Source organism: Ruegeria sp. CDSA246 (genome assembly GCF_059611225.1).
Genome location: NZ_JBXWPD010000001.1, coordinates 384482 through 399276, shown reverse-complemented (window position 1 = coordinate 399276; position 14795 = coordinate 384482). Strand labels below are relative to the sequence as shown.

General features: G+C 57.0%; 16 protein-coding genes. 14 read left to right on the top strand and 2 right to left on the bottom strand.

The genetic code is table 11. From position 1 onward, the window contains the following. The 8 genes from murI (at position 1) to AC2FI9_RS01975 (ending at position 7034) form a co-directional block, all read left to right on the top strand. Entirely contained in the window at positions 1-810 is an 810-nt protein-coding gene (gene murI, locus AC2FI9_RS02010; protein WP_496739925.1) for a glutamate racemase, read from the top strand. 94 nt (positions 811-904) lie between these two features. Continuing rightward, the gene (gene argC / locus AC2FI9_RS02005) at positions 905-1933 is read left to right on the top strand and encodes an N-acetyl-gamma-glutamyl-phosphate reductase (RefSeq protein WP_496765081.1); all 1029 of its coding nucleotides are present in this window, start codon (positions 905-907) and stop codon (positions 1931-1933) included. 7 nt (positions 1934-1940) lie between these two features. Continuing rightward, positions 1941-2387, top strand: a complete 447-nt coding sequence (gene ccmE, locus AC2FI9_RS02000) for a cytochrome c maturation protein CcmE (protein ID WP_496739927.1) — start codon at positions 1941-1943, stop codon at positions 2385-2387. A gap of 123 nt (positions 2388-2510) precedes the next feature. Further along, on the top strand, positions 2511-3122 hold the full coding sequence (locus tag AC2FI9_RS01995) for a holin-associated N-acetylmuramidase (RefSeq protein WP_496765078.1): 612 nt from the start codon (positions 2511-2513) through the stop codon (positions 3120-3122). Then, the gene (locus tag AC2FI9_RS01990) at positions 3113-3691 is read left to right on the top strand and encodes a holin family protein (RefSeq protein WP_496765075.1); all 579 of its coding nucleotides are present in this window, start codon (positions 3113-3115) and stop codon (positions 3689-3691) included. The genes AC2FI9_RS01995 and AC2FI9_RS01990 overlap by 10 nt, the downstream gene beginning before the upstream one ends. Before the next feature lie 74 nt (positions 3692-3765). Next, a complete protein-coding gene (locus AC2FI9_RS01985; protein ID WP_496765353.1) occupies positions 3766-5730 on the top strand; it encodes a heme lyase CcmF/NrfE family subunit in 1965 nt (654 codons plus the stop codon). Then, complete coding sequence (locus AC2FI9_RS01980; RefSeq protein WP_496739930.1) at positions 5727-6182, top strand: cytochrome c-type biogenesis protein; 456 nt, start codon at positions 5727-5729, stop codon at positions 6180-6182. The genes AC2FI9_RS01985 and AC2FI9_RS01980 overlap by 4 nt, the downstream gene beginning before the upstream one ends. A 75-nt stretch (positions 6183-6257) precedes the next feature. Further along, positions 6258-7034, top strand: coding sequence for an enoyl-CoA hydratase-related protein (locus AC2FI9_RS01975; protein ID WP_496765073.1), 777 nt, complete (start codon positions 6258-6260; stop codon positions 7032-7034). A gap of 5 nt (positions 7035-7039) precedes the next feature. On the opposite strand, the gene bmt is transcribed toward AC2FI9_RS01975, so the two are convergent. Beyond that, positions 7040-8056 carry a betaine--homocysteine S-methyltransferase gene (bmt, locus tag AC2FI9_RS01970; protein WP_496765071.1) on the bottom strand — a complete coding sequence of 339 codons (1017 nt, stop codon included), beginning with the start codon at positions 8054-8056 and terminating at the stop codon, positions 7040-7042. Between the two features lie 117 nt (positions 8057-8173). Continuing rightward, a complete protein-coding gene (locus AC2FI9_RS01965; protein WP_496765068.1) occupies positions 8174-8491 on the bottom strand; it encodes a DUF1476 domain-containing protein in 318 nt (105 codons plus the stop codon). 187 nt (positions 8492-8678) lie between these two features. Between AC2FI9_RS01965 and purC the strand changes: the two genes are divergently transcribed. The 6 genes from purC (at position 8679) to AC2FI9_RS01935 (ending at position 14443) form a co-directional block, all read left to right on the top strand. Next, positions 8679-9434 carry a phosphoribosylaminoimidazolesuccinocarboxamide synthase gene (gene purC / locus AC2FI9_RS01960; RefSeq protein WP_058271542.1) on the top strand — a complete coding sequence of 252 codons (756 nt, stop codon included), beginning with the start codon at positions 8679-8681 and terminating at the stop codon, positions 9432-9434. Between the two features lie 138 nt (positions 9435-9572). Beyond that, complete coding sequence (locus tag AC2FI9_RS01955; RefSeq protein ID WP_496722693.1) at positions 9573-10241, top strand: MarC family protein; 669 nt, start codon at positions 9573-9575, stop codon at positions 10239-10241. A 117-nt stretch (positions 10242-10358) separates the two neighbouring features. Further along, complete coding sequence (purS, locus tag AC2FI9_RS01950; RefSeq protein ID WP_109311572.1) at positions 10359-10589, top strand: phosphoribosylformylglycinamidine synthase subunit PurS; 231 nt, start codon at positions 10359-10361, stop codon at positions 10587-10589. A gap of 23 nt (positions 10590-10612) precedes the next feature. Beyond that, positions 10613-11281, top strand: coding sequence for a phosphoribosylformylglycinamidine synthase subunit PurQ (purQ, locus tag AC2FI9_RS01945; RefSeq protein ID WP_496722696.1), 669 nt, complete (start codon positions 10613-10615; stop codon positions 11279-11281). Positions 11282-11317: 36 nt separating this feature from the next. Further along, a complete protein-coding gene (locus AC2FI9_RS01940; protein WP_496739934.1) occupies positions 11318-13096 on the top strand; it encodes a sensor histidine kinase in 1779 nt (592 codons plus the stop codon). A 12-nt stretch (positions 13097-13108) separates the two neighbouring features. Continuing rightward, complete coding sequence (locus AC2FI9_RS01935; RefSeq protein WP_496722971.1) at positions 13109-14443, top strand: sigma-54-dependent transcriptional regulator; 1335 nt, start codon at positions 13109-13111, stop codon at positions 14441-14443. The last annotated feature ends 352 nt before the right edge of the window (positions 14444-14795 follow it).

Sequence of the window (14795 nt, the reverse complement as noted above, 5' to 3'; positions counted from 1 at the left end):
ATGGCAGTAGGCATCTTTGATTCCGGATTGGGCGGTCTGACCGTCCTGAACGCCGCGCAGAAACGTCTGCCCGACGTAGATTTTCTATATTTCGCGGACAGCGCACACGCGCCCTATGGCGTGCGGGACGCTGAAAATATCTATGACCTGACACGCAGAGCCGTGAACGATCTGTGGAACCGTGGTTGTGATCTTGTGATTCTGGCTTGCAATACCGCCAGCGCGGCCGCATTGCGCCGGATGCAGGAAGAGGGTGTGCCCGAAGGCAAGCGCGTGCTTGGCGTGTTTGTTCCGCTTATTGAGGCGCTGACGGAACGGCAGTGGGGCGATAACAGTCCGCCTCGTGAGGTTGCGGTCAAGCACGTGGCCCTGTTTGCGACGCCTGCCACAGTGTCCAGTCGGGCCTTTCAGCGGGAACTGGCGTTTCGAGCCATCGGTGTCGATGTCGAGGCGCAGGCCTGTGGAGGTGTCGTGGATGCCATCGAAGACGGTGACATGATCCTCGCTGAAGCGTTGGTTCGGTCGCATGTGGATGCGCTGAAACGCAAGATGCCCGAACCGCAGGCGGCGATTCTGGGTTGCACCCATTACCCGCTGATGGCCGAAACCTTCCAGCGGGCTCTTGGGCCGGATGTTCAGGTGTACAGTCAGGGTGATTTGGTCGCCGAAAGCCTAGCGGATTACTTGCAACGGCATCCGAGAATGCAGGGTGACGGCGACGGTGGCTTTCTGACCACCGGCAAGCCCGCGTTTGTCAGCGACAGGGCGACGCAATTCCTCCGACGACAAATCACCTTTCAGGCCGCCTGACTTAGGTCAAGGACGCAGCCTGTTTGATCCCGTAGTTCAACGACCGTCACACCGGCGATCGTATCCCGTGTCACACTGAAACAAGAGGTCTCACATGACCCATAGAATCGCAATTCTGGGCGCATCTGGTTATACCGGCGCTGAACTGGTGCGGCTGATCGCCGAACACCCGAATATGGACATCGTCGCGCTGGCCGCCGAGCGAAAGGCCGGTCAGTCGATGGCGCAGGTCTTTCCGCATCTGCGGCACATGGACTTGCCGGATCTGTGCAAAATCTCCGAAATCGATTTCTCGAAAGTCGACCTTTGTTTCTGTGCCTTGCCGCACAAAACCAGCCAGGTGGTCATTCGCGACCTGCCCAAGACACTTAAAATCGTGGACCTGTCCGCTGATTTCCGGCTGCGTGATCCGGACGAATACGAAAAGTGGTACGGGAACCCTCATACGGCCTTAGAGCAACAGGAAGAGGCCGTCTATGGCCTGACTGAGTTCTATCGGGATGAGATCCGCAATGCGCGCCTTGTAGCCGGAACCGGCTGCAATGCGGCGACTGGTCAGTACGTGCTGCGCCCGCTGATTTCGACCGGCGTCATTGATCTGGATGACATTGTTTTGGACCTGAAATGTGCGGTGTCAGGGGCAGGGCGGTCGCTTAAGGAAAACTTGCTGCATGCAGAGTTGAGCGAAGGATACAACGCCTACGCGATTGGCGGCACGCACCGCCATTTGGGTGAGTTCGATCAGGAATTCTCGGCGCTCGCCGGGCGCACAGTGCACGTTCAGTTTACGCCACATCTGATCCCGGCCAACCGCGGTATTCTGGCGACAACATACGTGAAGGGCGATCCGGCCAGCGTGTACGAGACATTGGCCAAGGCTTATGAAGACGAACCCTTTATCCAGATGCTGCCTTTTGGTGAGGCGCCTTCGACCCACCATGTGCGGGGATCGAACTTCTGCCATATCGGCGTGGTCGCCGACCGGATCGAACGCCGGGCCATAGTGATCGGAGCATTGGATAACCTGACAAAAGGTAGCAGCGGGCAAGCCTTGCAGAACGCCAACCTGATGTTAGGTGAGGATGAAACCCGGGGCCTGATGATGGCCCCCTTGTTCCCGTGAGGACGGTATGAAAACGCTCAAGAAACGTCGTCGTATTCAGGTCATTGTTTTGGCCGCTGTCGCATTGGCGCTGTCGACGGCGTTGATTGGGTATGCCATGCGGGATGGCATCAATTTCTTCCGTTCGCCCAGCGAGGTGATCGCCGAGCCCCCGAAGCCGACCGAAGTGTTTCGGATTGGCGGACTGGTCGAAGAGGGCTCGATTGTGCGTGGGCAGGGAGAGACAGTGCGATTTGTTGTAACCGATGGCGGCGAAAGCGTTCCAGTGGCATTCACTGGAGTTCTGCCGGACCTGTTCTCGGAGAATCAGGGGATGATCGGCACCGGATCTTACGTAAACGGCGTTTTCGAAGCCACTGAAATTCTTGCCAAACACGATGAAACCTATATGCCGAAAGAGGTCGTCGATGCCCTGAAGGAACAGGGTGTCTATAAAGAGGTCGACGGAGGCTGATCCGGGCCTGATACCTAACTTCAAACAGGGGCGTTGCGTGCACATGGCACACAGCGCCCTTTTTCATTGCCACGGGTTAACTAATTTGCCCGAGCCTTTACGCAATCACAGGCGGAGGGTCCGATGCAGACGGTTCGGCAAATTGCGATTGAGATCGTGGGGCGTGAGGGTGGGTTCGTAGATGACCGGGATGATCCGGGCGGCGCGACAAACTATGGTGTGACCGTTCATACCATGCGGCGTCTGGGTCTGGATTTGTCCGGTGATGGAGTGGTGGACCGGACGGATGTTCGAAGGCTCAGCAAAGCGCAGGCCATTGATATTTTCGTCCGACATTATTTTGAGCTTCCGCGCCTGAGACTGTTGCCTCAGATAGTCCAACCCTCGGTGTTCGACATGTATGTCAATGCTGGTGCGCAGGCAGTCCGCATTCTGCAGCGATTGTTGCGCGAAATGGGTTTCGACGTGGTGGTGGACGGGGTTGTTGGGCCACAGACAGCTCGGGCATGCCGAAGCGCGGCCAAGTCTGACCCGGTTACCTTTGCAGATGCCTATGGGGTTGCACGCCGCAACTATTACTTCCGTCTTGCGGATCGAAGGCCCGCGTCCCGGAAATTCGCGCGCAGTAGGGCGGGCGGTAAAGGAGGCTGGATCCGGCGGGCGGAAGAGTTTGTTTCACCTTCCTATCACCTGACGGACACAGAGTTTCAAAAGAGGGTTTCACGATGGGATTGATCTCGGGTATTTTGGCTTTTCTGTTTGGAAACGAGCGCAACATCATACGAGAAACCGCCGAGGTCTTTCGGGAAAATGCAGAAAGCGGCGCCGAGAGGGGTTTGCAGATTCGACGGCAGGCTGTCAGTCAGTTCGGGGCAGAATTTCAGGGCTCTGGAAAAGCTCCGTTTGATCGGTTTATCGACGGTCTTAACCGCCTGCCCAGGCCCGCGATGGCACTGGGAACGCTTGGTCTTTTTGTGGCGGCGATGGTCGATCCGATCTGGTTTTCGGCGCGTATGCAGGGGATCGCCCTGGTACCCGAGCCGTTGTGGTGGTTGCTGGGGGTGATCGTGTCCTTCTATTTCGGCGCGCGGCATCAGGCCAAGGTGCAAGAATTGCAACGCGAAATTTCGGCCACCATGATGCGCACTCCGCAGGTGCTTGAAAGCCTAAAGGCGCTGGCTGAGATGCGTAGCGACGGCGTGGGCGTGGCCAAATCCGGCCCCGACGCGGCACTAACAGCAGCCGTAATAAAACCTGACGAAAACCTTGCGTTAGAGACATGGCGGCGCAAAAGGACCGGCTGACCCGCGACACTATGTTCGCGGCAAGGGGGCGAAAGTGATTGGTGCTGGTCACGCAACAGGATTATATCTGGGGCATGATTACAGAACTTGGCCATTTCGCCCTGATCCTCGCCTTCCTCGTCGCAATCGTGCAGTCGATCGTTCCCTTGATCGGCGCAGCCAAACGTTGGGTCGGCTGGATGGGGGTCGCGGAACCCGCCGCAATCGTCCAGTTCTTGCTGGTTTCTTTCTCGTTCGGAGCCTTGGTCTGGGCATTCGTGACTTCGGACTTTTCCCTGCGTGTGGTCGTCGAGAACAGCCATTCGGCCAAGCCGATGCTGTACAAGATCAGCGGGACATGGGGAAACCACGAGGGCTCGATGCTGTTGTGGGTTCTTATCGTGTCATTGTTCGGAGCGATGGCTGCTTTTTTTGGGGGTGGCTTGCCACCGACATTGAAAGCGCGCGTTCTATCGGTTCAATCGATGATTGCGGTCGCCTTTTTCGCGTTCATCCTGTTCACATCGAACCCGTTTGACCGGCTGATTGTCGCCCCGTTCGATGGTCGTGATCTGAACCCGTTGTTGCAGGATCCCGGCTTGGCCTTCCATCCGCCGTTCCTGTATCTGGGTTATGTGGGGCTTAGCATGGCCTTCAGCTTTGCCGTCGCCGCCCTGATCGAAGGGCGCGTTGATGCCGCATGGGGCCGCTGGGTGCGTCCGTGGACCCTTGCCGCGTGGATATTCCTGACCATTGGCATCGCTCTGGGATCATGGTGGGCCTATTACGAGCTGGGTTGGGGCGGTTTCTGGTTCTGGGACCCGGTGGAAAACGCCTCGTTCATGCCATGGCTTTTGGCCGCCGCGCTGTTGCATTCCGCCATCGTCGTGGAAAAACGCGAAGCGTTGAAAAGCTGGACCATCCTTTTGGCGATCATCGCATTCGGCTTCTCGCTGATCGGGACATTCATCGTGCGGTCGGGCTTGCTGACTTCTGTGCATGCCTTTGCAAATGACCCGGAACGCGGCGTCTTTATCCTGATCATTCTGGTGCTCTTCATCGGTGGCGCACTGACCCTGTTCGCGGCCCGCGCGCAAGCGATGGAGGCAAAGGGTGTGTTCAGCGTGGTTAGCCGCGAAAGCGCGTTGATTCTAAATAACATCCTGCTGGCGGTCAGCTGTTTCGTGGTATTCTTCGGAACGATGTGGCCGATGGTGGCAGAGATGGCGTTCGACCGTAAGCTCTCGGTCGGCGCGCCATTCTTCAATGCGGCCTTCACGCCCTTTATGGTCGCCCTAGGTATCGCGTTGCCGATAGGGTCCATGTTGCCATGGAAGCGAGGCAAATTGGGCAAGACGGCCTATTCCCTGCGCTATGTGTTCATCTTGTCGGTCGCGTTGGCCCTGTTGGTCTGGGTTATGCAGACCGGACGCAGCGCCCTTGGGCCGATCGGACTGTTTCTTGGGGCCTGGATCACTTTAGGTGCGGCCGTTGATTTATGGAGCCGCACCGGTCGCAAGGGCAGCATCCAACGTCTGTTCCGCTTGCCGGGCGCGGACTGGGGTAAAGCGGTGGCTCATACCGGGCTTGGAGTAACCATCTTTGCCATTGCCGGTCTGACCGCGTGGGAGGTTGAAGATATCCGCGTTGCGCAGCCCGGTCAGCCGTTTGAAGTTGGGCAGTTCACACTGACGCTTGAAAATGTCCGCAACGTGCAAGGGCCGAACTATTTTTCAACCACTGCGGATGTTCAGGTTGAAAAGAGCGGTCGATCTATGGGCACGCTGCATCCCGAGAAACGCAATTACCCCGTTGCCCGGATGCCTACTACCGAGGCGGCGATCGACTATCGCTTTTGGGGCGACCTCTATGTCGTGATAGGGGACCAGCAAGCCGATGGTGGTTGGGTCATGCGGACTTACATCAAACCTCTGGCCAACTGGATCTGGGGCGGATGTATCCTGATGGCATTAGGCGGGCTTCTGAGCTTGACTGACCGCAGGTTCCGGGTGGCAGCGGGTGCGCGCAAAGCACCCTCGGGTGGAGTACCGGCGGAATGAAGCGTCTGATCCTGATTTTCGCCCTGATCGCATCGCCCTTGTTTGCGGTGCAGCCAGACGAGGTACTGGAGGACCCGGTCCTGGAGCAACGCGCGCGTGACCTGAGCACCGGCCTGCGCTGCCTTGTCTGCCGCAACGAAAGCATCGACGAAAGCAATGCCGAACTTGCCCGCGATCTACGTTTGTTGCTGCGCGAACGGCTGGTCGCGGGCGATACCGATGAGGAAGCGGTCGATTTTATCGTGGATCGTTACGGTGAATACGTTCTGTTAAAGCCTACGGTTACGGGGGCGAACCTGATGCTATGGCTGGCCGGTCCGATCATGCTGTTGATCGCCGCCGTGATAGGCTGGAGTTTTTTACGCAACCGATCTCAGGCGGTGGGCACTGAAGTCAAGGACGGCCTCAGCGAATCTGAGAAAGAACGCCTGCGCCAAATTCTTGACGACTGACCCACCGTATTTCTTTCCCTTCGTCTTGAATTGAGTCAGGGTTCCCTAATGCCGTGAGCATGGGGAGAGGACTACATGGATTATGAGGCTATACTGCTGGAAATCACTGACAATCTGGCAGTGGTAACCCTGAACCGACCAGACAAGATGAACGCGCTGACCGCACAGATGCGGGCCGAGGTCACCCATGCGATGACACATGCGGCCCGGCATACGCGGGCCATCGTGCTGACGGGGGCAGGGGGTGCCTTCTGCTCGGGTCAGGATCTGGGCGATTCTTCCAGCACGGGCCGGATTGATCTGGAACGTACGCTACGCGACGAATACGATCCGATGTTGGAATCCATCTACAACTGTCCGGTGCCAACCATCGCCGCGGTCAACGGACCAGCAGCCGGGGCCGGGGCGAACATTGCGCTCAGCGCAGATGTGGTGATTGCGACTGAAAGCGCGTATTTCCTGCAGGCGTTTTCCCGTATCGGCTTGATGCCAGATGCGGGCGGCACATGGTTCCTGCCACGACAGATGGGGTTCGCCAAAGCCATGGGGGCGGCACTGTTTGCCGACAAAGTCAGTGCCAGACAAGCGGACGAATGGGGCATGATCTGGGAAGCGGTGGCTGACGACGATTTCGACGCGCATTGGCGCAAGCGAGCTGCCTATCTGGCAAACGGACCGACCACCGCGTTTGGCGCGATCAAACAGGCAATCCGCGGAACTTACGACAACACTCTGCCGCAGCAACTGGAGATGGAGGCGCATTTGCAGGGCTACTGTGGCCGTTCGCGCGACTTTGCCGAAGGGGTAGTAGCCTTCATGGAAAAACGCCCCCCGAAATTCGAGGGGCGTTGAATAGTTTAAGCGCGACGCCGGCGGCGATTGCGCCGTTCGGGCACTGCCGCATCGTCTCCGGTACCGTCCGAAGCTGAAGAGAACGGGCCCAAAGCATCCGTGATCTGATCCAGCGTCGGACGTGTCCCGCGGCTGGTTGTATCCAGTGCCTCACGCATTTTGCGCAGGTGATCTGGCATGGTGCCACAGCACCCGCCGATGATCGTGGCACCCGCATCCCGTGCCATCGCGGCGTACTGCCCCATCAATTCAGGCGTGCCGTCATAGTGGATATGGCCATCGACATATTTCGGGATACCCGCGTTGCCTTTGGAAATCACCGGACGTTCCGTTCCCTGAGCCGCAAATCCAAGCACAGTACGCAGGATGTCTGACGCACCGGTGCCGCAGTTGGCCCCAAATGCGATTGGCGGATTAGGCAGGGTTTCGACCAGTTGGGCCAGATCGGCCGACGTTACACCCATCATGGTACGTCCGGCAGTGTCAAAGCTCATGGTGCCACACCAGGGCATGTCGGCCAGCGCAAAAGCTTCCGCCGCTGCTTTGAATTCCTCTGGTGCGCTGATGGTTTCGACCCATAGAACGTCCGCACCACCTTCTTTCAGCGCTTCGGCTTGCTCGTGAAACATCTCAACGGCGCCGGCATGGGACAGGCTGCCAATAGGTTCCATGATCTCACCGGTCGGACCAACAGAGCCTGCAACAACAATGGTGCGCCCGGATTTGTCCGCCACTTCACGGCCCAGTTCGGCCCCGATCCGGTTCAACTCACCAACCCGGTTCTGGGCGTCGTGCAGTTTCAGGCGCGCGGATGTGCCGCCAAAGGTGTTGGTCAGAAACAGGTCGCTGCCTGCGTCAACCGAACCCTGGTACAAAGCGCGGATTTTGTCCGGTGCTTCGACATTCCACAGTTCGGGCGCGTCACCTGATTGCAGGCCCATATTGAACAAGTTCGTGCCTGTGGCACCATCGGCCAGCAAAGCATCATTTGTTTCCAGAAGTTTATTGAGCGCATTTGTCATGGGGGTATTCCCAAATAGCCGAATAGGGCCGTTAAAAATTCAGACGCCCCGTGTCTCATGACCGGGGCATCAAATCAAATTCATAAAACTCATGAAGATCATGAGCCGAGTGTTTTTTTATTCGGTTTCGCTCAGGACCTGCGCTTTGGCTTCAGGCAATAGCTCGGCCATTTTTGCGCGGATTTCCTCATCGGACGACAACGCGCCCAAATCTCCGGCGACCTTGCGCACGACATCTTCGTGCCCGGCCTCTTCGAAATCGGCGATTACTACGGTTTTGGCATAGGCTTCGGCGTCCTCGCCGGACTTGCCCATCTTTTCTGCGGCCCAGAGACCTAGCAATCTGTTGCAGCGCGCCTGTGCTTTGAACTGCATTTCCTCGTCATGGGCGAATTTAGCCTCAAAAGCGTTTTCGCGTTCGTCAAAAGTGGTCATTGGTTGCGGACCTCATAGATTACATCTTCTTTATTGATGATATGACTATAGCTGAGCGCCTGTGCAAGGGAATTGCGCTGCGTCAAAGCCTCTCGGTCCGCTGAACTTGCGGGAAAGGGGGGCTTGGACTATGAGGGCGCCAACGCGAAGGGACTCATTCCCTCGCCCCGGACTGGAAAGGTCGCTCATGGCGCGTCGCAAAAAGATCTACGAAGGTAAGGCCAAAATTCTGTATGAAGGCCCGGAACCCGGCACCATTGTCCAGTATTTCAAGGATGATGCCACCGCGTTCAATGCGGAAAAGAAAGATGTCATCGACGGAAAGGGCGTGTTGAACAACCGTCTGAGCGAGTTCTTCATGACTGGCCTCAACCAGATTGGTGTTCCGACCCACTTCATCCGTCGCCTGAACATGCGTGAGCAATTGGTGCGCAATTGCGAGATTGTTCCGCTTGAAATCATCGTTCGCAACTATGCGGCGGGAACAATGTCAAAACGTTTGGGCATTGCCGAAGGGACGCAACTGCCGCGCCCGATTGTCGAGTATTGCTACAAAGACGACGCGTTGGGTGATCCGCTGGTCACCGAGGAACATATCGCCGCTTTTGGCTGGGCCAGCCAACAGGACATGGACGATATCCTGAGCCTCGCGCTGCGCGTCAATGACTTTATGAGCGGCATGATGCTGGCTGTCGGCATTCGTCTGGTCGATTTCAAGATCGAGATCGGTCGCGTTTACGACGGGGATTTCCAGCGTTTGATCGTGGCTGATGAAATCAGCCCCGACAGTTGCCGCCTGTGGGATATCGAAACCGGTCAAAAGCTGGACAAAGACGTATTCCGCCGCGATCTGGGTAGCCTGACGGACGCATATTCCGAAGTTGCACGCCGGCTGGGCGTATTGCCGAAAAGCAACGTCGCTAAGCCCACGCTGATCAACTGATCACACGGGCGAACCGGATTTTATCAAAAGCACTGCTATACTCAAAGCGGTGCTTTTTTCTTTGTATCTGGCGGTTTGACAGGATTGCCGGTTGTCCGGCATTGTCGGGCAAATAGGAAAACGAGAGTAGCGCTATACATGGCCGAATTGTTTGATCAGGCAGTTTTTCTAAAGTTCCTTGCAGCCCTTCTGGCGATTTTCAACCCGCTCTACGGCATCCCGATTTTTCTTAGCATGACGAAAGGGTATTCGGCCCCCGAACGCCGGCGGGTAGCGTTTATCGTGACGGGTACGGTGATTATTATCGGTCTGATAGCGGTTGTGATCGGAGAAGAGATCCTGGCTGTGTTCGGGATCGACATACCCTCGTTCCGTATTGCCGGGGGTCTGATCATCTTCGGTATTGGTATGTCGATGCTGAACGCGTCGGACAGGCCACAAGGGGATCAGCAAGCTGTGGAGGAGGGGCATAAGAAAAAAGAAAACATCGCCGTTGTACCGCTTGCAATTCCGTTGACTATTGGGCCCGGCACTATTGCGATAACAATCGTCTACTCTCATACGCTTAGCGATGGTGCCGAAGTGGTGACGCTTGGCACGGCAATCGTAATCGCTTGTTTGATCGTTGGCTTAGGCTTGTTGTTCGCCGATCCGATCTCGCGCTTATTGGGGATGACGATGATTAATGTCATCACGCGTGTCATGGCTCTCATACTTGTGGCGGTCGCAATCGAGATGGTTTTGACAGGCACGTTCAATGCAATTGACGCGCACTATCCTGGTCTGATTTCCGGGGGTGGCGGGTAGCGGGCATAAGTGCGGTCATCTGCCCACTTCAAGAAGGGTTGTCGAACGCCTTTCAGCACGTTATCCCCGCGCAACGGAACGGGCCGACAATATCGGCCCTCAGCTGGAGTTGCGAGAATGAAAGCACGTGTGCATGTGATGCTCAAAAACGGGGTCCTCGACCCGCAGGGTGAGGCGGTGCGTCACGCATTGGGTGCCATGGGCTTTGATCAGGTCGAAGGCGTGCGGCAGGGCAAGGTGATCGATCTTGAGCTGGCCGAAGGCGCGACCGAGGCGGACATCACCGAGATGTGCGAAAAGCTGTTGGCCAACACGGTCATCGAACGCTACGAAATCGAACTGGTCTGAACCTTATCCCCGGAGGCCCCGCCATGCGCGCAGCTGTCATCGTATTCCCAGGCTCAAACTGTGACCGGGATCTTGCCGTCGCTTTCGAACAGGCAGGTTTTGAGGTCGATATGGTCTGGCACAAGGACGCCGCGCTGCCTGAAGGTGTGGATATCGTCGGCGTTCCGGGTGGCTTTTCCTACGGCGATTACCTGCGCTGCGGCGCCATTGCTGCGCAGTCACCGATCTGCAAAGCCGTGGTCGAACATACCAAACGTGGCGGTTATGCCATTGGTGTCTGCAACGGGTTTCAGATATTGACTGAAACCGGCATCCTGCCGGGCGCTTTGCTGCGCAATGCCGGTTTGAAATACATTTGCCGCACGGTCGGTCTGAAGGTGGAAACCAGCGACAGCGCGTTCACCGAAGGTTACAATGCGGGCGATGTGATCGGTATTCCAATCGCGCACCATGACGGTAACTATTTTGCGGATGACGCCACACTGGCCAAACTGCAGGATCAGGATCGGGTCGCGTTCACCTATACCGAGAATCCGAACGGCTCGGTCGGGGATATCGCCGGTATTCTGTCTGAAAATCGCCGGGTGCTGGGAATGATGCCACACCCTGAACGTGCGGCGGATGACGGCCATGGTGGAACGGACGGAACGGCATTGTTCCGCGCATTGTCTGGTGTTCTTGCCCCAGCGTGACTTGAGGTTATGATCCAGCCCGCGTAACTTTCTGGGATGAGTTCCGAAGTTCGCTCTGGCTGGTCCTTTCTGACAAAACCGTTTCGTGGTGCGCCATTGGGTTGGCGGCTGCGCTTGGCGATTATCATTCTTTTGATCGCAACGGTCACCACGGTTTATGTAACCAACCGTCTTCTGACGGACCGGTTTACTGAATCAACACGAAACCGGGCCGAAGTGCGGCTGGCGTTGTATTCCGGCAACTTGCTGAGCGAACTGCGCCGAAACGCAATTGTTCCGCAGCTTTTAGCACGCGACCCGACGTTGATTTCCGCGCTGCAGTCCAGTGACTATTCCCTTTCCACCCAGCGTTTGATTTCGTTTGTCGAAGAGATTGGCGCGGCCTCGCTGATGTTGCTTGACGGGGACGGGCGAACTGTTGCGGCCACTGATCGTGCTCGCTTGGGAGAACCACACCGGAGTTCGCCGTATTTCATTGATGCAGTGCGGGCGAATTCGACGATCTTCACCGTGATTGAAAAGGAATCGGGCGGCTACAGCTTTGTCTATTCAAGACGAATGGAAGCCAATGCCGACGTTCTGGGCGTCATCGTGGTCGAGGTCGATCTGCAGAAATTCGAGCGCGCCTGGGCAGGTATTTCCGACGCTGTAATGGTGACTGACAGTACCGGAACGATCATTCTGTCGACTGAACCGCAATGGCGGGGGCTTGAAGAGAACGCCGCGTTGCTTCGCCAGCCGGCGCAAGGTGCCATTCAGCGGGCAATACGCGCCACAACAGACTGGACCGCGTTGCCGCCAGACGCCTATCTGCAGGGTGAGGCGGTGATGCGGATGGAAACGCGCATCCCGTTCCGGGGATGGAAAATGACGTCGTTCACCACTTACGAGTCGATTCGGGAAAAGGTTAACAGCGTTATCGCGCTCGAGATCATGGGTTTTGCGATTCTTCTGGCACTGGCCTTCTATGCGCTTAGCCGTCGAGCCACGTTCCGCATGGCGTTGTTCCAGCGCGAGTCGGCAGAGCTTCGCGCATTGAACTCAAGGCTAAAGCGGGAAATTGCTGAGCGGGAAAGGGTTGAAAAAACACTGGAAGTTGCCGAACAGACGCTGGCGCAAAGCTCGAAACTGGCCGCTTTGGGTGAGATGTCGGCGGCCGTGAGTCACGAGCTAAATCAACCCCTGGCTGCAATGAAGACCTACCTGGCTGGCGCACGTCTTTTGCTGCGTCGGAACCGGCCTGAGGAGGCGTTGGCAAGCTTTGGTCGGATCGATGGTCTGATCGAAAGGATGGGGGCGATTACCCGCCAGCTCAAATCCTACGCGCGTAAGGGTGCGGATACGTTTTCCCCAGTAAATCTTAGTGAAGCGCTGGCATCGTCGCTGTCCATGATGGAGCCGCAACTGCGCCAGCGTCACGTCAAGATCACCCAGATACTGCCCGACGAACCGGTGTCAGTTATGGGCGATCGGATGCGGATCGAGCAGGTGATGGTGAACCTCTTGCGCAATGCGTTGGACGCCACCAAATCTGTATCCGAACCGGATATCGAAATCATACTGGCAGCGGGCGATACGGCGGTGCTGACAGTGCGCGATAACGGCTATGGAATCGAGAACATCGAAAATCTGTTCGAACCGTTCTATACTACGAAACAGCCCGGCGACGGGGTCGGTCTGGGGCTTGCCATCTCTTCCGGGATCGTGAACGACCATGGCGGAAGGCTGACTGCACGAAACAGCCCACAAGGCGGGGCCGTGTTCGAGATGCAGTTGCCGATACTGGGAAGCGACGGCCTAGAGGCCGCGGAATAACGAGGAATGACTATGGCACAGGCCATGAAGATCGCCATTGTGGATGACGAACAGGACATGCGCCAGTCGATCAGCCAATGGCTGGCACTGTCGGGATATGACACGGAAACCTTCGCCAGCGCCGAGGACGCGCTGAAAGTGTTGGGACCGGAATATCCTGGTATCGTGATCTCGGATATCAAAATGCCCGGCATGGACGGCATTCAGCTCCTGAAAAAGCTTATGGGCGCCGACAGTACGTTGCCGGTCATCATGATCACCGGTCATGGCGATGTGCCGATGGCGGTAGAAGCGATGCGCGTTGGGGCGTTTGATTTCCTAGAAAAGCCCTTTAACCCTGATCGCATGTCGGAACTGGCCAAACGGGCCAGCAACGCGCGCCGACTGACCCTGGACAACCGTGCCCTTCGGCGTGAGTTGTCGGGCGGTACCCAGATCATGAACAAGTTGATCGGCGCCAGCCCGGTCATGGAACGTCTGCGCGAAGATATCCTCGATCTGGGTCAGGCCGATGGCCATGTACTGATCGATGGAGAGACCGGCACTGGTAAGACACTCGTGGCTCACGCGTTGCACGCGGTTGGCAGCCGTGCTGGCAAGAAGTTCGTTCTGGTGTCTTGTGCAGCGCTTGAGGAAGAGGCGCTGTCGAAACGCCTGTTTGGCCCAATGATGCCGGAAGACGCGCAATTGCCTGCGATCGAAGAGGCGCGGGGCGGTACACTTGTGCTGGAAGACGTAGAGGCGTTGAGCGATACGCTGCAGGCCCGGTTACTGAGCGTGATGAACGATCAAGGAACGCCGGCGGAAACCCGGATCATCGCAATTTCGAACCTGCAAGAAGCAGGCAAGACCAGCGAAGACGTTCTGCGCCCGGACCTGTTCTATCGTCTAGCTGCGTTGCGGATCACTATGCCGCCTTTGCGTCAGCGTGGCGAGGATATCCTGACGCTTTTCACCCGTTTGAGCGAGCAGTTTTCTGAAGAGTACGGCTGTGACGCGCCACAGGTAAGTGCACAGGAAGCGGCTCAGCTTTTGCAAGCGCCGTGGCCGGGCAATGTGCGGCAATTGATCAACATTGCGGAACGGGCCGTTCTGCAATCACGCCGCGGGTCGGGAACGATTGCGTCGCTGCTAATGTCCGATCATGAAGAAATGCAGCCGGTGATGACGACCGAAGGCAAGCCGCTCAAGGAATATGTCGAGGCGTTCGAGCGGATGCTGATCGACAACACGATGCGGCGGCATAAGGGCTCGATTGCATCTGTGATGGACGAACTTTGTTTGCCACGTCGGACCTTGAACGAGAAGATGGCGAAATACGGGCTGCAGCGCTCGGACTATTTGTAAGAAAGAGAGGGGGCCAGCCCCCTTTTGAGCCTACGGTTCAAATCACCCCCGGGATATTTTTGGCCAGATGAAGCGATCCCGGGGCTTTGTGTTGTTCTTCTCGCAGTTTGCCCATTGTGTTTTCCACAGGACTGCTTTTATTGTATCTGGACGGGCAGGGCTAATTTGCGCCCAAAAGTCCCGAATCTTTGAGTTTCGCTGCTCTGTCGTTGATGGTGATCAATCCCGCAAGGCAAAGCAGACCGATTATGCCCCCAAGGGGGCAGCTGAACGCCTGAGCTCGCAAAAGCGGGTGAAAGGAATAAATGGGCAGGCAGCGGTTAGATCTGCGCCTGTCGGAGAAGAACCGCGA